This is a genomic window from Thiomicrorhabdus sp. Kp2, assembly GCF_000478585.1.
GTDB lineage: Bacteria > Pseudomonadota > Gammaproteobacteria > Thiomicrospirales > Thiomicrospiraceae > Thiomicrorhabdus.
The window spans coordinates 123,505-144,188 of record NZ_ARWI01000001.1; the positions used below are offsets into that span (position 1 = coordinate 123,505).

The window sequence follows — 20,684 nt, forward strand, 5'->3', positions numbered from 1 at the left end:
TAGGTTAATGTACAGTATTATAGCGTAATCATTCAGCAATTAATTTTTGATACTCTTCTTCTTTAAAGCCAATGAGAAGTGACGTTTCTGATTCTAAAACAGGGCGTTTTATCAATGTAGGCATTTCAGTTAACACAGTCAGGTCGTCTCCAGAGAGCAATGCCTGTTTTTGCAGGTCATTTAACTGTTTCCAGCTGGTACTACGTTTATTCACTAAAATTTCAATCGGTTGAGACTGTAACCAATTTTGAATGGTTTCCAGTGTTAAGCCTTGTTTTTTAAAATCATAAAAATCATAAGCAATTTTATTTTCATCTAAAAATTTACGTGCTTTGCGTACCGTGTCACAGTTTGGGATGCCATATAAAATCATAAAATCTCTACCAGTTATTTTAAATAGGTTTCATTATAAAGTGAGCTTGTAATGAATCAACAGCAGGCGCTATAAATCCTTAAAGTTTTGTAACATCAGAGTGTTTTACTTTAATTTAAACTCACACCATCATTTTTTCGCGGTTTTTAGTTTGAGAAGGTATAATTATCGGTTATTTAATTTTTCACAATTTACTTAAGAGAATAGCATTATGACAATCAAACGAATCGGTCACCGTTATAGCGATACAAAAACTGGCGCAACCTTAGATGTATGGTTCCCACGTTCTAATAAAGAAATAGCTCGTAACTGTTTAGCTTCAAAAGCAGGTTTGATTAAGGGCGATTTTGTAACGGTAGAAATTGCTTCTGTTGATGATGCCCCTAAATCTGCTGAAGACGCTTACCTACGTTTACATTTATTGTCTGAATGTGCGGTTAAGCCTAATGAAATTAACCTTGAGGGGGTTTTTGGATTATTAAATAACGTAGCTTGGACTTCGGCTGGCCCTGTTTTGCCTTCAGAGGTAGAAAACCTACGTGAAGCGATTGCGGGTGAAGTTCATCAGTTTAATGTGACTTGTATCGATAAATTTCCACGTATGACAGATTACGTCATTCCTGAAGGGGTTCGTATTGGTAATGCTGACCGTGTGCGTTTAGGTGCTCACTTAGCTTCTGGTACAACAATTATGCATGAAGGTTTTGTAAACTTTAATGCGGGTACTTTAGGTAACTCAATGGTTGAAGGTCGTATCAGTGCAAGCGTTGTTGTTGGCGAAAATACAGATATTGGTGGCGGTGCATCAATCATGGGTACGTTATCAGGTGGTGGTAAGCAGGTTATCTCTATGGGTCAAAGAAACTTATTGGGTGCTAACGCAGGTTTAGGAATCTCTTTGGGTGATGACTGTATCGTTGAGTCTGGTCTGTATCTAACTGCGGGAACTAAGGTTAAAATGCCTGATGGCTCTATTGTTTCGGCACGTGACTTATCAGGGCAATCAAAATTGTTGTTTAGACGTCATAGCCAGACGGGTGCAGTTGAAGCGATTGTGACAGATGGTACTTTATGGAGTGGTTTAAATAGTGCGCTTCATAGTAATGACTAAGTTTTAGCTGTTTAGCTCAGTTAAGCGAGTTAAAAATCCGTTTAAAGGCCTGTTTTTATGCAGGCCTTTTTGTTTTTAATTTCAGTTTTTAGTCAGATTGATACAGTGTTCACTTTGCTATAATTATTTTTTAACTAAATTGTAGGATTCTAAAATATGGCAAAAGTAATCGGCTTTGATCATGTAAGTATCATCGTAAAAGATGCCGAAGCTTCTTTGGCGTTTTATCAAAATCTATTAGAAGTGAATCTGATGGAAAGGCCCAATTTAGGTTTTCCTGGATATTGGGTAGATTTGTATGCAGGACAGAGTTTGCATATTATGCAGTTAGAAAACCCAAACGAGGGGACGTTACGCCCAGAGCATGGCGGTAGAGATTATCATTTTGCTCTGAGAGTGGATTCTATTGAAGATTTTGTTCAGCGATTGGATGAAATGAATAAACCTTATACATTGAGTCAATCAGGTAGAAAAGCCTTATTCACCCGTGATTTAGATAATAATTCATTCGAATTATTTGAATATACAGTTTAGGTTAAAAACATTCCAATTTACCAGGCCTGGTAAGTTTAAGTGTTAATTTTCAATCATTTCATAAAGCGCTTCTGAAAGTTGAGAAAGTCTTTCTTTACTTTTAATAGCATTATTTTGTATGTCACTAATTAAAAAGACATCTTCTGCTTTTTCGCCTACGGTGTGAATTTTGGCATCATGCAAACGGATGTTATTCTCTTTGAGTGCGCAGCCGATTCGAGCTAGCAGGCCTGGTGCATCTTTAGTGTTAATTGACAGCTCTGTAAGATAATCATTAATTTGTTTAAAACCGACCTCTGTAGGTGTGTCGAAATGACGTGTTCTACGGTTTTTAATGGTGTGTGCCATTTCAATGGGTTGAACATCTGTTTGTGTTAGTTGGTATTGAATTTTATCAATCACTTCAAAGTGACGGCTTTCATCTAAGTAGTCTTGGGTATCACGATTTAAGAAGTACATCATAACCAACGTCATATTATCCGTGCAGCTAAAGATTTGTGCTTCCATTATATCTGTTGAGAGGGTATCTAAGGTATGGGCAATATGGGCAAATAGGTAATCTCTATCTGGCATGTAAATAATCAGCTCAGAAGCCCCTCGCTGGGTTTGTTCTTGTAAGAACACATGGTTTTGAGTTTTATCACGTTGATAGAGAAGTTTAGTAATTCTGGCGACATCACTTGGAGTTTGTTTACTAAAAAAATCACTGTCAGAAAGGCTTTTCCACAACTCATTGAATTGCGATGAGTCTATCCCTCTTTTGGATAAGAGTTCCCTAGATTTTTCTTGTGTTTGTAGGGCTTTGATTTCTCTATCTCTAGGGGTTTTTGCACCCGCTGAAAGGACTTTTGAGGTTTCGTTATAGAGTGCTAAAAATAAAGAGTTCTTCCAATCATTCCATACGTCAGCTGAGGTTGAGCAGACATCTGCAACGGTTAACAAGTATAAGTAGTCCAGATGTTCTTGGTCACCCACAATTTTTGCAAATTTTTGGATAACCTCTGGGTCGCTTAAATCCTTCTTTTGGGCTACGCTGGAAAAGTCCAAATGTCTGCGAACGAGCCAGCTAATTAACTTGCCATCTTTTGTAGAAAGGTTGTGTTGTTGTGCAAATTCTAATGCGTCTTCAGCGCCTAATATTTCATGTGCACCATTTCGGCCCTTGGCAATATCGTGAAAAAGACCTGCTAAGAATAGAAGTTCAGGTTTACATAACTTTTTGGCAACTTGGTGAGCTGTTGGGAATTCATAGGTAAAATTATCAACAAAAAATCGGCGTAAGTTACGTATGACTAAAATGGTGTGGTCGTCGACTGTATAAGCATGAAAAATATTAAACTGCATGAGGCCTGTAATTTTTTTAAAGACGGGTAAGTATTCACTTAAAACCCCATAACTGTGCATTCTTTTGACCGCGGCATTAACCCCTTTGGGCTGTCTAAATATCTCCATGAAAAGCGCTTTATTGATTGGGTCATTGCGAAAACTGTCATTAATTAAATACAAATGATCTCGAATAGAGCGGATTGCATTTGAGCGTAACCCTTTAACTTCTGGTAGGGTTTCGAGGATGATAAAAGACTCGAGTAATGCCGTTGGGTTTTTGAAAAAAACGCGTGGGTGGGTAATGTCTAAGTATTCGCCTACGATTTTAAAATGATTGTTAATCGGTTTTTCTTGCGTGTTTTCATTATCAAATAACACTTCACGGAAGTGTTGCAATAAGATTTCATTGAGCTTTACTACGTTTTGTACGTTGCGATAGTAACTGCTCATAAATTGTTCAACAGCGATTTTTTCTTTGTTATCGCTATAACCAAAACTTTCAGCAATAGATTGTTGTAAATCAAATTGTAAACGGTCTTCACGTCGTTTTTTCTGGTGTTGTAAAGCAAAGCGAATGCGGTTTAGGTATTTATAGGCGGCTTCAATTTCTAAAAACTCTTCGGTTGTTAAGAAGTTGCGCTGAACAAGTTCATTGATTGAATTGGCATTAAAGTGTCTTTTAGCTACCCAGTAAATGGTTTGAACATCTCTAAGCCCTCCTGGGCTTTCCTTGATGTTGGGTTCAAGTTGATAGACCGTGTCATTAAAACGCTTGTGCCGTGCCGTTTGCTCCTCATATTTAGCAATAAAAAAATCTTTACGATCCCAAAATTGGGTGTGTTTATTCCAAAGCTGTTGCAGTTCTTCAAAGCGAGTATAGTCACCTGTTAACCAACGAGCTTCCAGTAAGTTGGTTGCTGTTGCTACATCTTCCATACCCGCTAGCTGGCAATCGGCAACCGTTCTAACGGCATGTCCTACATCAAATCCTAAATCCCATAAAAACGTGATGAATTTTGAGAGTTCTTCCTGATTTTTTTCAATATCATCACATAATATAAGTAAATCTATATCTGAGTAAGGGTGCAGTTCACCACGGCCATAACCACCGACGGCTACTAAGGTTGCGATATTGTCAGAAACATAGGTTTTCCAGATACGTTTTAAAAATTGGTCAATGAATATCGAACGTTCTTTAATGAGCTCTGCGACGGCAGCCCCTGTCTCAAACTGTTTGAACTGATAGTTAGTAAACTCGGATAGAACCGAACGCCCGATTTTTATTTGTTCTAAGGTTGGAATATTAGGATTCTCAAGTGAATGAATAAAATTAGGAAGTGAGGGGCGTTCATTCATGTTTAGACTCTATAGTATTGGGTTATATGAGAGTGTATGCCAGGGTAAAAAGCCTGGCAATAACAAAATTGGCGTTACATGTAGCGTTTTGTGCCTAACGGTGAAGTCAATTAAGGTAGAACGGGTTGTTCATTTGTTCTTAATGTGAATATTTCATAACCTGTTTTAGTAACGACTAAGGTATGTTCCCATTGGGCTGAAAGTTTCCTGTCTTTAGTAACAACGGTCCAGTTATCGGCTAACAGTTTAACAGGTGCTTTACCTTGGTTAATCATGGGTTCAATGGTAAACACCATACCTTCTTTTAACACAATCTCTTTAAGTTCGGGAGCGGCATAGTGAAGAACTTGTGGTTCTTCATGGAAATCCGCACCAATACCGTGCCCGCAATATTCACGCACAACAGAATAGTTATTGGCTTCAGCGTGTTTTTGAATTGCACAAGCAACATCATAAAGTGTGGCGCCTGGTTTAACTTGTTCAATCCCAAGCCAAAGGCATTCATGGGCAACTTGGCAAAGTCTATTGGCAAAGGGTTTTACTTCACCAACTTCAAACATCATGCTGGTATCCCCATGATAGCCATCTTTAATTACCGTAACATCAATATTGACGATATCGCCTTTCTTTAATGTCTTTTTATCTTCAGGTATGCCGTGACAAACTACCTGGTTAATGGAGATACAGCTAGAGGCTGGAAAACCATGGTAATTCAACGTTGCAGGAACAGTGCCTTGTTCTTCGGTCATATATTTGTGCATGATTGAGTTTAATTCACCAGTAGAAGCGCCTGGAATAACGTAAGGTGTAATCATTTCTAATACATCTGCGGCCAATTTTCCGGCAATACGCATTTTTTGAATTTCATCAGCTGTTTTGATTTTTATCGTCATAATAAAGTGTTTCTTTTGATTCTCAATTAATCATAAGTTAATTTTAGAAAAACATTATGAATTAATGAATTTAAATTGTGAATTTGGCTGGGATATGGTATAAATGCCGCGCCTTTCGAATGAGAGGAATTTTAACAGAAAATCCGCACGTTTACCGACACATAAAACGGGGTGCTAAAAACTTTACATCAAACCATTTGTTTGAATAAAGGAAATTAGTTCGTTTTATGGGGTGAACGGAGGCTTAACCCCACTATTTGGAGAAAAAATCATGGCAAAAGTAACCATGCGTCAAATGCTAGAAGCTGGTGTTCATTTCGGTCACCAGACACGTTATTGGAACCCTAAGATGTCTGAGTACATCTTTGGAGCACGTAACAACATTCATATCGTTAACTTAGAAAAAACACTACCAATGTTTAACGACGCGTTAAATATGATGGGCGGTATCGCAGCTAACAAAGGTAAAGTATTGTTTGTTGGTACTAAAAAGGCAGCACGTGAGCTAGTTGCTCAAGAAGCACAGCGTTGTGGTATGCCTTATGTTGATTACCGTTGGTTAGGTGGTATGTTAACAAACTTCAAAACAATCAAGCAATCTATCAAGCGTCTAAAAGAATTAGAAGCGATGGAGCAAGATGGTACTTTTGAAAAAATCACTAAAAGAGAAGCGTTAACTCTATCTCGTCAAAAGACTAAGTTAGAACTTTCTTTAGGTGGTATCAAAGATATGCGTGCAATGCCTGATGCAATTTTCATTATCGACACTGGTAACGAAAAAATTGCAATCCAAGAAGCACAAAACCTAAATATTCCAGTTATCGGTGTGGTTGATACTAACAATGACCCTCGTGGTGTTGATTATGTTATCCCTGGTAATGATGATGCAATCCGTGCAATCTCTCTATACTTATCTGCTGCTGCAGACGCAATCAATGAAGGTAAAGCTACCATCACGACTGCGGTTGAGGGTGATGACTTTGTAGAAGCTGAAGAAAAAGCAGCTGAATAATAAAGTTACTAAATAACCAGGCCTGGTAAATTTACCAGGTCACTTTTGATTATTTATTGATAAATTAAGGATTTCAAAATGGCTATTACAGCAGCAATGGTTAAAGATCTACGTCAAACAACTGGCGCAGGGATGATGGATTGTAAAAAAGCGTTATCAGAAGTTGATGGCGATATGGATGCAGCAATTGAATTTCTTCGTAAGAAGGGAATGGCTGGTGCAGATAAGAAAGCGGGTCGTGTAGCAGCAGAAGGCGTTATTGCAATTGCGGTTTCTGATGATAAGAAAACAGGTGCAATTGCCGAAGTTAACTGTGAAACGGATTTTGTTGCTAAAGGTGATGAGTTTAAGAATTTTGCAAATGAAATTGCCGCTCTTGCTCTTGCAAACAAAACAACAGATATTGAAGCTGTAATGAACTTAGAAATGGCTTCAGGTAAAACAGTGGATCAAACACGTCGTGAAATGATTGCTAAAATCGGTGAAAACATGGGTGTTCGTCGTTTAGAGTTAATTGAAACAACTGGACAGATTGGCCAATACCAACACGGTGAAAAAATCGGTGTTGTGGTTAGTTTAGAAGGCGGTGATGATGCACTTGCTCGTGACGTTGCTATGCATGTTGCAGCGGCTAAGCCATCTGCAGTTTCTCCAGATGACTTAGATGCCGAAGTTGTTGAAAAGGAACGTGCTTTCCAAATTGATCAGGCTAAAACTTCTGGTAAGCCTATGGAAATTATCGAAAAGATGATTGAAGGTCGTATGCGTAAGTTTGTTGGTGAAATTACCTTACTAGGTCAGTCTTTTGTTAAAGACCCAGATCAAACTGTAGAAAAACTATTAAAATCTAATGGTGCTACAGTTTCTTCATTCATTCGTTTAGAAGTGGGTGAAGGTATTGTTATTGAAGAAACTAACTTCGCTGATGAAGTTGCGTTGGCTGCTAAAGCAGTTACGGGTTAATTTCAATTGACTGAATGAGCCATAGTTAGGGCTTGCTGTTAGCAAGGCCGCTATGGCTTTTTTGTATGTAAAATTTCATTGTTGTTTTGGTAAAATATTTTTTTATTAAAGTCTTTTATAAGTCTTTGTATTTAATTAAATTTAATTTGTTTAAATACTTATAAAACACTTTAGATTATGGCTGGGGAATAGGTATGGCACTTAAATATAAACGTATATTATTAAAGTTTAGTGGTGAAGCTTTAATGGGTGATGGCGATTTTGGCTTAGATTCCGTTACGCTCAAAAATGTAGTTGGCCAAGTTAAAGCTTTACGTGATTTAGGTGTCGAAGTAGGTATTGTTGTCGGAGGTGGTAATATCTTCCGTGGCGCTCAGATACAGGGTTCGGGTATTCAGCGTACCACGGGCGATCACATGGGGATGATGGCTACGGTGATTAATGCCCTAGCTTTAAGAGATGTTATTGAAAGCATGGGGATGAAGTCACAGGTGCTTTCAGCAATGAGTATTGAAGGAGTTTCTTCTGGCTTTAACGCTAATGCTGTAAAAAAACAACTTGCTGATGGTGAGGTGTTGGTTTTTGCTGCTGGTACTGGAAGCCCGTTCTTTACAACCGATACTGCGGCGGCTTTACGCGGTATTGAAATTGATGCCGATATTGTTTTAAAAGCCACAAAAGTTGACGGTATTTACACGGCTGATCCAGTTAAAGATCCCAAAGCAACACGCTACCAAGCGTTAAGTTATGATGATGTTATTCAAAAGAATTTACAGGTAATGGATATGACGGCATTTGTATTGTGTCGTGACCATAAGATGCCGATCCGTGTTTTTGATATGTTTAAAGATAATGCGGTTATTAGAATTGTTCAAGGTGAAGATGAAGGCACCTTGGTAAGTGCAGGAGAATAAGAATGTTAAATGAAATTCAAAATGACGCTAAATCGCGCATGAATAAATCGATTGAAAACCTGGAAGCTAACTTTGCCAAAATTAGAACGGGGCGAGCTCATCCAAGTATTTTGGATGCGGTAACTGTGGATTATTATGGTTCACAAGTGCCGATTAGTCAGGTGGCTAATATTAATGTTGAAGATGCACGTACTTTGACTGTTCAGCCATGGGAGCAGCCTATGGTTGCGGTTGTTGAAAAAGCAATTATGATGTCTGATTTAGGGGTTAACCCTGTAACTAACGGTAATATGATGCGTATTCCCATGCCGCCATTAACCGAAGAGCGTCGTCGTGATTTAACGAAAGTGGCTCGTCAAGAAGCTGAAAATTCACGTGTTGCCGTTCGTAATGTGCGTCGTGATGCGAATGGTGATGTGAAGGATTTATTGAAAGATAAAGAGGTGACCGAGGATGAGGCACGTCGTTCAGAAGAGCAAATTCAAAAGTTGACAGATGATGCTGTTAAGAAAATTGATGTGCTCTTGGCTGAAAAAGAAGCGGTTTTGATGGAAGTTTAAGCGCAAATTAAAGTCGATATTTATACGCAATTACGGCATAATTGATTGGTTTTATCGTATCCGTTTAATTTGTTCATAATTGCATACATAAAACGGCCTTAGAGTATTTTGTTGCTCTAAGGCCGTTTTTGTTTGTTTTTGGAGTTGTTTTGTCAGAAGTCAATAATGGGCTACACCAGCCTAAGCACATTGGTATTATCATGGACGGTAATGGCCGCTGGGCTAAAAAGCGTCTTTTACCAAGGTTTATTGGTCATCAGAAAGGGTTGAGTGCGGTTAAACGTGTTGTTTCTCACTGTTCTGAGTTAGGTATTGAAGCCTTAACTTTATTTGCTTTCAGTACAGAAAACTGGAAGCGTCCAAAAGATGAAGTGAATAAATTAATGGGGCTTTTCTTAAAAGCATTACAAAAAGAGGTTCAAAAGCTTTCTGAGAATAATGTTCAGTTACGTATTATTGGTGATCGAACGGCATTTAATGATGAGATACAAAAGCATATAGCATTAGCTGAAGAATCCACAAAAAATAATACAGGCCTGTTATTAACGATTGCTGCAAATTATGGTGGAAGAGCAGATATTGTTGATGCGGTAAAGCAGTGGCAACTAGCAAACCCCAAAAAACCAATTTCAGAGCTAACAGAAGACGCTGTTGGTCAATTTATTGCGTTATCAGACGTTTCTGAGCCAGATTTATTAATTAGAACAGGTGGGGAGCAGCGTATTAGTAATTTTCTTATTTGGCAGATGGCTTATGCAGAGTTGTATTTTACCGATGTTCTTTGGCCTGACTTTGGCGAAAAAGAGATTGATGAGGCTATTTTATCTTTTTCAAAACGTGAACGACGTTTTGGACAAACGAGTGAACAGGTAACGAAATGCTAAAACAAAGAATTATCACCGCAGTTGTGCTGGTTGCACTCTCTATATGGGCACTATTTTTTTCATCCGAATTGGTGTGGAAGGGCGTATTGTTGTTTGTTGCTTTTATTGCTGCATGGGAATGGGCTGGCTTTGCACAAATAAAAGCCCCAGCTCTCAGAGTGACTTATGCTCTTGGCGTTATGGTTGGGTCTAATTATGCGATGGATGTTTTAACAGTACAAAATATTGTTGTTTTGACTGTACTTGAAGCCTTTATTCTGATGATGGTTGTCATACGTTACCAAATCACAGAAGGGAAGGTTGCAACTAAATCTGTTGGTTTTGTGTTACTAACGGGGATTTTGGCGGTATTGTTATTTGTGGTTGCTATGTATCAATTTAGAGCAGAGTTTGGCCCTGTAACCCTATTGCTAAGCATGTTGTTAGTTTGGGCGATTGACACAGGTGCCTATTTTAGTGGTCGACGTTTTGGTAAAAATAAATTGGCTGTTTACGTTAGTCCAGGTAAAACATGGGAAGGTGTCGTTGGTGGGGCTTTATTGACCTTAATCATTTCTGTATTTGTGCTCTATTACCTTAATTTTTCAATTGGTTTGTCATTTTTTATTATGGCTGGCGTTCTTACGGCAATTGCGTTGTTTTCAGTTTTTGGGGATCTCTTTGAAAGCGTTCTTAAACGTCAAGTAGGTTTAAAAGATAGCGGTAAAATTTTACCAGGCCACGGTGGTGTTTTAGATAGAGTGGATAGTATTTTAATAGCCGTTCCTATGCTGTACATTGCTTGGCATTACAGTACCGTTATTTAGGTTGGTTTGGTGTTATGAGTGTCGTTTGGTCTCTAATAGGTTTTATTTTAGTAATGGGGTTGATTGTTACTATTCATGAGTGGGGTCACTATCAAGTAGCCCGCTGGTTTAATATTAAGGTTCTGAAATTTTCTATTGGTTTTGGAAAACCGATTTATTCCAGAAAAGGTAGCGAAACTGAATTTGTTATTGCTCAAATTCCATTAGGTGGCTATGTAAAATTTGCCGATGAACGTGAAGGAACTGTTTTACAAGAAGATTTGCCGAGAGCTTTTAATCGCCAGTCGGTTTACAAACGTTTTGCAGTGGTTGCTGCGGGGCCTTTGATTAATTTGTTGTTTGCATGGCTTGTATTTGCTGTTATGTACATGGTTGGAACTTCAGGAATGAAACCCATTATTTCGGGTTTTACGGCTAACTCTCCTTTGGAAGAGGTTTCTCAGAATTACCAAGATCAATTCACAAGTTACCAGGCCTGGTCAATTGCACAAGTGAATAGCCAAAATGTGTATAGTTGGCAAATGGTTCATCAGCAAATTTTACAGGCATTGGCTAAAGGCGATGATGCCATTGATTTTCGTTTAGATTCACTAGACGACTCTCTTTCTATAAATCTTCAAAAGGTAAGTTTGAATTCGATTGATATTAATGAGCCAAAACAAGATTGGTTGCAATTGTTGGGGTTTAAACCTGCTAAGCCTATTATTCCTGCTGTTTTAGGGGAGGTTTTACTGGATGGGCCTGCTCAAAAAGCTGGGCTTTTAACGGGGGATAAAATTCTTTCTATTCAACAAAAGCCCATTCATAGTTGGCAAGATTTTGTTAAAGTAGTGCAAGCTCACCCAAACCAATCAATTCAATTACAATTTGAACGAAATGGCGCGATATTTAGTGAGGTTGTTAGTCTTGCAAGTGCTGAGCTAGCAAGTGGTGATATCGTCGGTAAAATGGGGGTAGGCGTTTTGGTCGAAAAAGAGACCCTGGCTCCTTATACGGTTAAAATCCAATATGGTTTTATTGATGCTTTTTCTCATGCCTATCAACGTAGTGTTGATTTATTTGTCATGAGTGTTGCAATGCTCAAACGTATGGTTCTCGGTGAGGTGAGTACAACGAACCTTTCTGGCCCATTGAGCATCGCACAATTTTCTGGTCAGGCAGTTCAATCAGGTCTCGTTGCTTTTTTAAGTTTATTGGGCTTGTTAAGTTTAAGTATTGGTATTTTAAATTTACTACCTATTCCAGTTTTAGATGGGGGGCACCTAGTGTATTACCTTATCGAAATGATTAAAGGTTCACCAGTGAGTGAACAGATTATGGCAGTCGGACAGACGATAGGCTTGGTTTTGCTACTCGGCCTAACGTTCTTGGCTTTATTTAATGATGTAATAAGAATATCTCATGGTTAATATGTTTCAAAAAAAATCCAAAAATACAGTTTTATCGGCGGCAATTGCTTCTTTGTTATTTACGCCTGGTTTGGCTCTAGCGTTCACCGTTAAAGACATTAAAGTTGAAGGAGCCAATAAAATTGGTTTTGAAACAATCAACAGTTATCTGTCTGTTAAAACTGGTTCTGAGTTAGATAGTCAATCTGTTCAAGAGAGTATTCAACGTTTATATAAAACAGGTTTCTTTCAAGATGTTTCTTTTTATAAAAGAGATGATGGAACCCTAGTCATTAAAGTGGTTGAAAGACCTTCTGTTGCAGATATTAAAATTGAAGGTAATTCACTCATTGAAACCGATGTTTTAAATACCGCTCTTGATGGACTGGGGATTAAAAAAGGCCGTATTTATAATCAAGTACAAATGGATCATGTTGTTGTTGATTTAAAACGTCGTTATCAAAACCAAGGTTATTACGCCGCAACGATTGAGATAGAGTCGAAAGAGCTGCCTCGTAATCGTGTTGAACTTAAAATTGCAATTAATGAAGGTGAGCCAGCGACAATTGGCCGTATCAGTTTAGTAGGTAATAAGGTTTATTCAGACGAACGTTTAAAGTCGCAAATTCAAATGACTGAAAGTGCCAGTTTTGGTAGTGGAGATAAATACTCAAAACCAAAGATGCAGGCCGACATCGAAACAATTAAATCTTATTACTTAGACCGTGGATATGCAGAATTTAAAATTGACTCATCACAAGTGAGTATTTCCGCAGATAAAACTAAGGTTTTTACCACCATTAATATGACGGAAGGTTCGCTTTATACTATTTCGGATATTCAATACCTTGGTGAACTGATTGTTGGTGAAACAGAGCTTAAGTCTTTAACACCGTTTAAACAGGGGGACACCTTTTCTCGCAGCGATGTAATCAAAGCCGTAAATGCTATTCGAGATCGTTTGAGTGAAGAAGGTTATGCTTTTGCTGAAGTAGAACCTGAAACTTTGCTTGATAAGGAAAAACGTACGATTGCATTGAACTTTAAGATTGAGCCAAAACAACGTGTTTATATAAGACGAGTTGAGATTGAAGGCAATACTCGTACTCGTGACCATGTAATTCGTCGTGAAATGCGTCAATTTGAAAGTGCGCCATATTCTCTAAAAATGGTTCGTCAATCGAAAGAACGTTTGCAACGAGTTGGTTTCTTTAAAAGTTCTGATATTGAAACTCGTCGAGTGTCTCAGGATCAAGTTGATTTAGTGGTTAAGGTCGAAGAACAACCCACAGGGTCATTTTCAGCAGGTGTGGGTTATTCTCAGCTTGATGGCGTGAGTTTTAATCTAGGTGTTTCTGAGCGTAACTTTATAGGTAGTGGAAATAAACTGAACTTTAATGTCGCAACCAGTGCCGCAACAAAATCGGCTGATATTGGTGTGACGAACCCCTACTTTACAGATGATGGTGTAAGTTTAGGTGTTGGATTGTATTACAGTGAGATTGATGCAACCGAATTAGATATTGCGGATTACACCTTAAATAACTTGGGTGTTCGTTTCTCTTTGGGTTATCCATTAAGTGAAACGGATTCTATAAATTATGGACTTAAATTTGACTCACAAGAAGTGGTTTGTTCGGATACGTTTACCTTTTGTGATGGATACATCGATCAATATGGTAAAAGCTCAAATTCAATTATTGCTTCAATGGGCTGGACGCATAACTCAACCAACGCCTTTTATTTCCCAACAAAAGGTCAAAAAACAAGTTTATCTCTTGAGGCCGTTGTTCCATCCACTTCTGAAACCCCTTTTTATAAAATATATGCCAACGAAAGTTGGTATCAGCCATTAACCGATAATTTTACCATGCAGTTAAAAACTGGCTTGGCCTTTGGAGATGGTTACGGTGACATTGATGATCTACCTTTCTATGAGAAGTTTTATGCGGGGGGTATTGGTACGGTTCGAGGTTTTGAACCCAACTCATTGGGTGATCGTTATGACTTAACCAATGATGGGAGTGACAGTCCAACAGGTGGGAATGTTAAGTTAACTGGTACAGCTGGTCTTGTTTTCCCTGTTCCTTTTATTGAGGACTCAAGTAACGCACGTGTTAGCTTGTTCTTCGATTTTGGTAATGTCTTTAATGATTTTGATGCTTTTGATGCTGGAGAGTTGAGAACGTCTACAGGTTTAGGAGTCTCTTGGATTACGCCAGTAGGCCCATTAACATTTAGTATTGCTCGACCGATTGCTTATTCAGACTCAGATAAGTTGCAATCCTTCCAGTTTACGTTAGGTTCAGGCTTCTAAACCTGGTATTAAAACCAGTTAGATTGGGTTATTTTATTGTAGTGTTTATTACATCAATAAAAAAATTAAGGTAAAATCGCGTAACGCATTTATAAAAATAGATAATACGGGTGGATATTCAATGCATAAACTTTTAAAACTCACTTTTGCCATTTGCTTCATGGCTGTTTCAACAGCCTCTCTGTCGGATAGTGGAGTAAAACTTGGTGTGGTTAATGTCGCGTTATTATTAGAGCAAGCACCACAAGCTAAACAAGCAACAGCTTCTTTAGAAAAGGAGTTTTCTCCTCAGCAGTCTGAATTAAAAAGCTTGGCTGGTAAACTGGAAAAGGAACAGGCAGATTATCAAAAGAACAAGTCGGTAATGAGTGATGCACAGAAAATCAGTAAAGAGCGTGAAATATCTATGCTTACTCGTGAAATACAGCGTCGTCGTAATGATGTTCAAGAATTATTGAATTTAAGACGAAATGAAGAGTTAGCGAAATTACAGAATGTGGTTAACGATTCAATTAAAGAAATTGGTAAAAAACAAGGGTTTGACTTGATTCTTTATGAAGGTATCGCTTATACCAATGAACGTATTGACATTACAAAAGACGTTTTAAATCACCTTAAAACAGTTAGTAAAAAGCAGCGCTCTGAATTTAATAAGTAATTCAGGTGAAATTAGTGCAGCTTAAACAAATAATCAATCACCTTCGTGCGCAAGGCGTTGCCGTTGAGCTTCGAGGTGATGACTCTGTTAAAATTTCTCAAGTTTCTGGGTTAGATAATGCCAAAAAAGATGAAATTTCATTTTTAACGGATAAAAAATACCTTCCTTATCTTAAAAGTTCATCCGCTGCTGCGGTTATTCTAAATCCAAAAATGGCTGGTCAATATTCTGTAACACAGTTAATCGTAGACAACCCGTATTATGCCTATGCTTTAGTTACACAATATCTCAACCCATTTATGACAGCAAAAGGTAGTATTCATAAAAGTGCTGTTATATCGGAGTCTGCCAAAATCAACTCCAGCTGTTCAGTAGCTGAAAATGCAGTGATTCAAGATGATGTTGAGCTTGCACAAGGAACAATAGTTTCGGCAGGTTCGGTTATTGAATCAGGCGTGAAAATTGGAAAAAATTGTCGAATTGGTTCTAATGTGACTATTTGTCATGACTGCATTGTAGGCGATAACGTTATTATTGAAGCTGGCGCAGTAATTGGTGGTGATGGCTTCGGTTGGGCAAATAATAAAGGACAATGGGTTAAAATACCTCAAGTTGGAAAAGTGGTCATAGGAAATGACGTATCTATCGGTAATAATGTCACCATTGATCGTGGAGCGATTGAAGATACGGTTATAGAAAACAATTGTATTATTGATAACCAAGTTCATGTTGCACACAATGTTCGAATTGGTTCAGGTTCGGCAATAGCAGGACAGGCTGGTTTTGCTGGCAGTACTATTTTAGGTAAAAATTGTACCGTTGCAGGACAAGTTGGATTTGCTGGACACCTTGAGATTGCGGACGATTGCCATTTTTTAGCGAAGTCTGGGGTTACTCATGATATAGCTGAAGCAGGAGCGTATTCTGGTTTTCCTGCCATTAAGGCATTAGATTGGCAAAAAAACAGTGTGCGTATTCGTCAGTTAGATAAATTAGCCCGACAAGTCAAGTTACTTGAAAAGCAAATCAATGAATTAACAAATTTAAATTAAATGTTACTGGATTAGAGACACGATGGAAGTAAAAGAAATATTTGAATATCTACCGCATAGATACCCTTTTTTGTTAGTAGATAGAGTGACTGGTTTTGAATCAGGGAAGAGTCTTACCGCGTTTAAAAATGTAACCTTTAATGAACCGCAGTTTACAGGCCATTTTCCAAATAACCCTATTATGCCAGGTGTCATGATTATTGAAGCCATGGCGCAATGTACAGGAATCTTAGCGTTCCGATCGCAAGCTGAAAAACCAGATGGTTCTTCAATGTATTATTTAGCAGCGGTTGATAATTGTCGTTTTAGACAGCCAGCTATTCCTGGTGATAGACTTGATTTTGAAGTTAAAGCACTTGGTAATAAACGTGGTATTTGGAAGTTTGAATGTACCACTAAAGTTGATGGTAAATTAATTGCCTCTGCAGATTTAATGTGTGCTGAAAGAAAGGTTTAATTTTGATTCACTCTACAGCAATCATCGATCCTAATGCCAATATTGCACCTGGTGTAAAGATTGGGGCTTTCTGTGTCATTGAAGGCAATGTCACTATTGGTTCAGGTTCCGTTTTAGACTCTCATGTAGTGATAGAAGGTAATGTCACTATCGGTGAGAACAACCATTTCTTCTCATTTGTATCAATAGCTTCACCACAAGATAAAAAATATGCGGGTGAGCCAACCACTGTCATTATTGGTAACAATAATACTTTTAGAGAAAATGTCACGATTAACCGCGGTACCGTGCAAGACATTGGAAAGACGGTAATTGGTGACAATAACTGGGTGATGGCTGGCGTTCATATTGCCCACGATTGTATTATTGGAAACCACTGTATCTTTGCCAATGCAGCGGCTTTAGCAGGGCATGTTGTGGTGCATGATTGGGCTATTTTAGGTGGCTATACGTTAGTGCACCAGTTCTGTCAAATCGGAGAACACAGCTTCTGTGGTATGGGGAGTGTTATTAATCAGGATGTACCCAACTTTGTTGTTGTTTCGGGGAATTTAGCAGGGCCTAGAGGTATTAATCTTGAAGGTCTAAAACGTCGTGGCTTTGATAAAAATCAACTTACATTAGTTAAGAAAGCTTACCGTGTTTTATACCGAACAGGTAATCGATTGGAGCAAGCCTTGCATGAGCTTGACTTGCTAAATGATGAACATGGAACGCTTGACGCTTTAATTAATTTCCTAAAAAATTCAGATCGTGGCATTGTCAGATAGTCAAACTCCTAAAGTCTTTGCTATGGTAGCAGGAGAGGCATCAGGTGATACGCTTGGTGCTGATTTAATCGCAAGCTTGAAAAAACGCTACCCAAATTCGCAGTTTGTAGGAATCGGTGGGCCAAAAATGTTGGCTCAAGGGTTTGAGAGTTGGTTTCCCATGGAAGAGCTTTCTGTTATGGGGTTTTTCGAAGTCATCAAACACTTACCTGAGCTTTTGAGAATTCGTAAAAAACTCATTAGCCGTTTATTGGTCTTAAAACCTGATGTTTTTATCGGTATAGACGCACCAGACTTTAACTTTAAAGTTGAAGCAACTCTTAAACAGAATCAAATCAAAGCCATTCATTATGTGGGTCCGTCCGTTTGGGCTTGGCGTGAAAAGCGTCTATTAAAAATCAAAAAATCCGTTGATGGTGTTTTGGTCTTATTTCCCTTTGAACCAGATTATTATCACCGCTATAACATACCCGTAAAGTTTGTTGGGCATCCATTAGCGAATCAATTTCCAGACATTCCAAACGTGTTAGATGCTAAAACTCGCTTAGGCTACCTGCCTGATGATTTAATTACCGCTATTTTGCCTGGTTCTCGTATGAGTGAAGTGAGTAAAATGGCTGATATTTATATTCAGTCAGCTACAAAATTAGCTGAAATTTATCCAACTATGCACTTTGTGATACCTTGTGTTCATGAGAGGGCGAAACATAGAATACAACAAGCGATTGAGGTTTTTGGCCAAGGTCTAAAGGTTAAATTGTTGTTGGGTAAATCTCGAGAGATTCTTGAAGCTTGTGATCAAGCTTTAGTTACATCGGGTACAGCAACACTCGAGTGTGCATTAATGCGCAAGCCTCTGGTGTTAGCCATTGTTGTACATCCTATTTCTTACTGGATAATGAAGCGACTTGCGACTACTCAATGGATCGGTTTACCGAATATATTGGCCAATAAATCTTTAGTAACCGAGTTGATTCAAGAAAATGCGACGCCTGAAAAAATAGCATTAAATATGGCGCGTTTAATTATGGATCAACAACTACGTAATGAACAAGTTTCAGCTTTTGAATTACAGTATCACCAATTAAAGCAAAATGCTTCTGAATTAGCCGCAGATGCAATTGAAGAGTGGATGCAAGCTTAATTATGGTTTTTAAATGATGAGTCAAGCCAATCTTTTTATGGATGAAGAGCTGCCAGAGTTTTTTTCATTGACTGGAACAACGGTTGGTGTTGATGAGGTTGGAAGAGGGCCTTTAATCGGAGATGTGGTGGCCAGTGCTGTTATTTTGCCCAAAGGGTGTTTACTTCCTTTAAGAGATTCAAAAAAGCTGTCAGAATCTAAGAGGAACACACTTGCTGAGCAGATTAAACAGGAAGCGGTTGCTTATGCGATTGCATTTGCCAGTCCAGAAGAGGTTGATCAGTTAAATATTCTTCATGCGACAATGCTTGCAATGCAACGTGCCGTGCAAGAAATTGCAGATCAAGGCCATGAAATTAATTTGGTTTATGTCGATGGCAATCGTTGCCCCCAAATTTCTCATGCTTGTCAATCTGTCGTAAAAGGGGATGACAAAGTAATGGAGATTAGTGCCGCTTCTATATTAGCCAAAGTGTACCGTGACCAACAGATGCATGAATTGCACACTCAATATCCTCAATATGGTTTTAATGAGCATAAAGGTTACCCTACAGCAAAACATTTATTGGCTTTAAAGCAGTTTGGCATGATTCCTGGTTATAGAAAGACGTTTAAACCAGTAAAAGCATTATTAGATGTAAATGCGATTTAATTAAGGAAGAATATTAAGTTACCAGGCCTGGTAACTTGTTTGTTTATAATCTACAAGCAATTAAAATAAAAGTGATTGATCCTTTTAGGATAAGATTTCTATCTCTTTTTTAAAGACCCAAAAAGGCGTAAAGTATGTCAACGACTTTAGAGCAGGTTGAAAAAACCGCCCAGTTAAGTAAAAACAATCAGATGAGCTTGATGATATTTCAGGTTCAATTTCCAAAGGAAAATTATCAACCACCTTATTATGGAATGAATGTTTTTAAGGTGCGTGAGGTGTTAGAGGCTAGAGCGTATGATGTCTCTGAGATGCCCGATGCAAATAGCTTAATTGAAGGCATGATTGAGTTACGTGGTGTTTACCTGCCCGTTATCGACTTACCTAAGTGGATGGGGTTTGAAATGACAGAAGAGGAACGAGAAAAATCGATTATTATCGTTTCTGATTTCAGTCATAACTTTGTTGGTTTGCGCGTCTCATATATTCATGGGGTAGAAGAGAAGAACTGGTCAGATATTCACCCTGCGGGTAACTACAATGTGAACGTCAATACTAATCAAATAGTTAATCATACCTATTTACAGAACAGTGATACCTTATGCTTTATTCTGGATATCGAAAAGTTACTGATTGAAGCGATGCCAACCATGGCTGAGAAAATTTTTGCATCAGCAAAAGATGTTAATAAAGTTGAACACAAGTTCATTGATGAGATTTATCAAAAAACCATTTTATTTGCTGAGGATAGCAAATCCATTCAAAAATATATGGGAATGGTTTTTGATCAGTTAGGTTTAAAGTATAAGGGGTTTGATAACGGTCGTTTACTACTTGACTATATTGCCAGCAAAGACTCTCTTGATGATATTGCTATGGTTTTTACCGATTTAGAAATGCCTGTTGCTTCTGGTCATACTGTTATTCGTGAATTAAGAGAAAACCCAAGAACCAAAAATATGCCCGTTATTGTTCATACCTCTATGACAAGTGATAATAATAACCGTGAAGTCTTAGCGATGGGGGCCAATTATTTTATTGGTAAGGTTGATACCGATTTAATTGTAGAGACAATTATTAAAGTAGAGCGTGATTTTACTGAATGGGTAAAACAATAATATTATCAATAGTGTTTTTCTCGTCTAACTAATTTACGCTTAGATGAGAAAGTGCCAAATAAATGATAGGCACAAAAAAAGGCGCATGATCAGTGCGCCTTTTTTGTTGTGGTAACTCTAAATATTAACGCTGACGCGCTTTGAATTTAGGGTTAGTTTTACAAATAACGTAAACTTTGCCACGACGTTTTACAACTTGACAGTCTTTATGACGTGTTTTAGCTGATTTCAAAGAAGATAAAATTTTCATCAGATATATCCATTTTAAGTTGCCGAATATTAATAACCAATTCGACTTAAGTTCAAATTTGAAGTCGCGGATTATAAAGGCTTAATTTATAAATGTCTAGCTTATCTAACTAAAAACCCTCTTATTTCGTACATTTTGTATTTATA

Annotated in this window: 21 protein-coding genes; 17 read left to right on the forward strand and 4 right to left on the reverse strand. The window is 38.1% G+C overall.

Translation table 11 applies throughout. From position 1 onward, the window contains the following. Positions 1–28: 28 nt before the first annotated feature. Complete coding sequence (locus A379_RS00585; protein WP_040724919.1) at positions 29–373, reverse strand: arsenate reductase; 345 nt, start codon at positions 371–373, stop codon at positions 29–31. 211 nt (positions 374–584) lie between these two features. On the opposite strand from A379_RS00585, the gene A379_RS00590 reads away from it, so the two are divergent. Next, positions 585–1,484 carry a DapH/DapD/GlmU-related protein gene (locus A379_RS00590; RefSeq protein WP_040724920.1) on the forward strand — a complete coding sequence of 300 codons (900 nt, stop codon included), beginning with the start codon at positions 585–587 and terminating at the stop codon, positions 1,482–1,484. A 156-nt stretch (positions 1,485–1,640) separates the two neighbouring features. After that, positions 1,641–2,018, forward strand: coding sequence for a VOC family protein (locus A379_RS00595; protein ID WP_040724923.1), 378 nt, complete (start codon positions 1,641–1,643; stop codon positions 2,016–2,018). A 42-nt stretch (positions 2,019–2,060) separates the two neighbouring features. Here the strand turns inward: A379_RS00595 and glnD are convergent, their stop codons facing one another. Beyond that, a complete protein-coding gene (gene glnD, locus A379_RS00600; protein ID WP_040724925.1) occupies positions 2,061–4,700 on the reverse strand; it encodes a [protein-PII] uridylyltransferase in 2,640 nt (879 codons plus the stop codon). Between the two features lie 110 nt (positions 4,701–4,810). Further along, complete coding sequence (map, locus tag A379_RS00605; protein WP_040724927.1) at positions 4,811–5,593, reverse strand: type I methionyl aminopeptidase; 783 nt, start codon at positions 5,591–5,593, stop codon at positions 4,811–4,813. Positions 5,594–5,864: 271 nt separating this feature from the next. Here map and rpsB point away from each other — a divergent pair, with 271 nt between their 5' ends. The 15 genes from rpsB to A379_RS00680 all read left to right on the forward strand — a co-directional run bounded on the left by rpsB (position 5,865) and on the right by A379_RS00680 (position 20,288). Next, positions 5,865–6,605: a 30S ribosomal protein S2 gene (rpsB, locus tag A379_RS00610; protein ID WP_040724928.1), complete on the forward strand. Its 741-nt coding sequence runs from the start codon at positions 5,865–5,867 to the stop codon at positions 6,603–6,605. 78 nt (positions 6,606–6,683) lie between these two features. Further along, positions 6,684–7,568 carry a translation elongation factor Ts gene (tsf, locus tag A379_RS00615; RefSeq protein WP_040724929.1) on the forward strand — a complete coding sequence of 295 codons (885 nt, stop codon included), beginning with the start codon at positions 6,684–6,686 and terminating at the stop codon, positions 7,566–7,568. Between the two features lie 194 nt (positions 7,569–7,762). Then, positions 7,763–8,482, forward strand: coding sequence for a UMP kinase (pyrH, locus tag A379_RS00620; RefSeq protein WP_040724931.1), 720 nt, complete (start codon positions 7,763–7,765; stop codon positions 8,480–8,482). A gap of 2 nt (positions 8,483–8,484) precedes the next feature. Continuing rightward, on the forward strand, positions 8,485–9,042 hold the full coding sequence (gene frr / locus A379_RS00625; RefSeq protein WP_040724934.1) for a ribosome recycling factor: 558 nt from the start codon (positions 8,485–8,487) through the stop codon (positions 9,040–9,042). Positions 9,043–9,242: 200 nt separating this feature from the next. Beyond that, the gene (gene uppS, locus A379_RS00630) at positions 9,243–9,926 is read left to right on the forward strand and encodes a polyprenyl diphosphate synthase (RefSeq protein WP_081696432.1); all 684 of its coding nucleotides are present in this window, start codon (positions 9,243–9,245) and stop codon (positions 9,924–9,926) included. Then, on the forward strand, positions 9,920–10,732 hold the full coding sequence (locus tag A379_RS00635; RefSeq protein WP_040724940.1) for a phosphatidate cytidylyltransferase: 813 nt from the start codon (positions 9,920–9,922) through the stop codon (positions 10,730–10,732). The genes uppS and A379_RS00635 overlap by 7 nt, the downstream gene beginning before the upstream one ends. Continuing rightward, positions 10,708–12,141 carry an RIP metalloprotease RseP gene (gene rseP, locus A379_RS00640; protein ID WP_232744790.1) on the forward strand — a complete coding sequence of 478 codons (1,434 nt, stop codon included), beginning with the start codon at positions 10,708–10,710 and terminating at the stop codon, positions 12,139–12,141. The genes A379_RS00635 and rseP overlap by 25 nt, the downstream gene beginning before the upstream one ends. Continuing rightward, entirely contained in the window at positions 12,134–14,437 is a 2,304-nt protein-coding gene (bamA, locus tag A379_RS00645) for an outer membrane protein assembly factor BamA (RefSeq protein WP_040724944.1), read from the forward strand. Before rseP ends, bamA begins: the two co-directional genes overlap by 8 nt. Positions 14,438–14,558: 121 nt before the next feature. Next, complete coding sequence (locus A379_RS00650) at positions 14,559–15,095, forward strand: OmpH family outer membrane protein (RefSeq protein WP_040724946.1); 537 nt, start codon at positions 14,559–14,561, stop codon at positions 15,093–15,095. A 14-nt stretch (positions 15,096–15,109) separates the two neighbouring features. Beyond that, the gene (lpxD, locus tag A379_RS00655; protein ID WP_051144842.1) at positions 15,110–16,147 is read left to right on the forward strand and encodes a UDP-3-O-(3-hydroxymyristoyl)glucosamine N-acyltransferase; all 1,038 of its coding nucleotides are present in this window, start codon (positions 15,110–15,112) and stop codon (positions 16,145–16,147) included. A gap of 22 nt (positions 16,148–16,169) precedes the next feature. Further along, positions 16,170–16,604, forward strand: coding sequence for a 3-hydroxyacyl-ACP dehydratase FabZ (fabZ, locus tag A379_RS00660; RefSeq protein ID WP_040724947.1), 435 nt, complete (start codon positions 16,170–16,172; stop codon positions 16,602–16,604). A 2-nt stretch (positions 16,605–16,606) separates the two neighbouring features. Beyond that, positions 16,607–17,374 (forward strand): acyl-ACP--UDP-N-acetylglucosamine O-acyltransferase, encoded by a 768-nt coding sequence (gene lpxA, locus A379_RS00665; protein WP_040724949.1) that lies wholly within the window; start codon positions 16,607–16,609, stop codon positions 17,372–17,374. After that, entirely contained in the window at positions 17,358–18,518 is a 1,161-nt protein-coding gene (lpxB, locus tag A379_RS00670) for a lipid-A-disaccharide synthase (RefSeq protein WP_232744791.1), read from the forward strand. The genes lpxA and lpxB overlap by 17 nt, the downstream gene beginning before the upstream one ends. A 37-nt stretch (positions 18,519–18,555) precedes the next feature. Further along, positions 18,556–19,170 carry a ribonuclease HII gene (gene rnhB / locus A379_RS00675; protein ID WP_040728458.1) on the forward strand — a complete coding sequence of 205 codons (615 nt, stop codon included), beginning with the start codon at positions 18,556–18,558 and terminating at the stop codon, positions 19,168–19,170. Between the two features lie 134 nt (positions 19,171–19,304). Further along, positions 19,305–20,288: a chemotaxis protein gene (locus tag A379_RS00680; RefSeq protein ID WP_040724951.1), complete on the forward strand. Its 984-nt coding sequence runs from the start codon at positions 19,305–19,307 to the stop codon at positions 20,286–20,288. A gap of 124 nt (positions 20,289–20,412) precedes the next feature. Here A379_RS00680 and ykgO read toward each other — a convergent pair whose 3' ends face one another. After that, entirely contained in the window at positions 20,413–20,538 is a 126-nt protein-coding gene (ykgO, locus tag A379_RS00685; protein ID WP_029407609.1) for a type B 50S ribosomal protein L36, read from the reverse strand. Between the last annotated feature and the right edge of the window lie 146 nt (positions 20,539–20,684).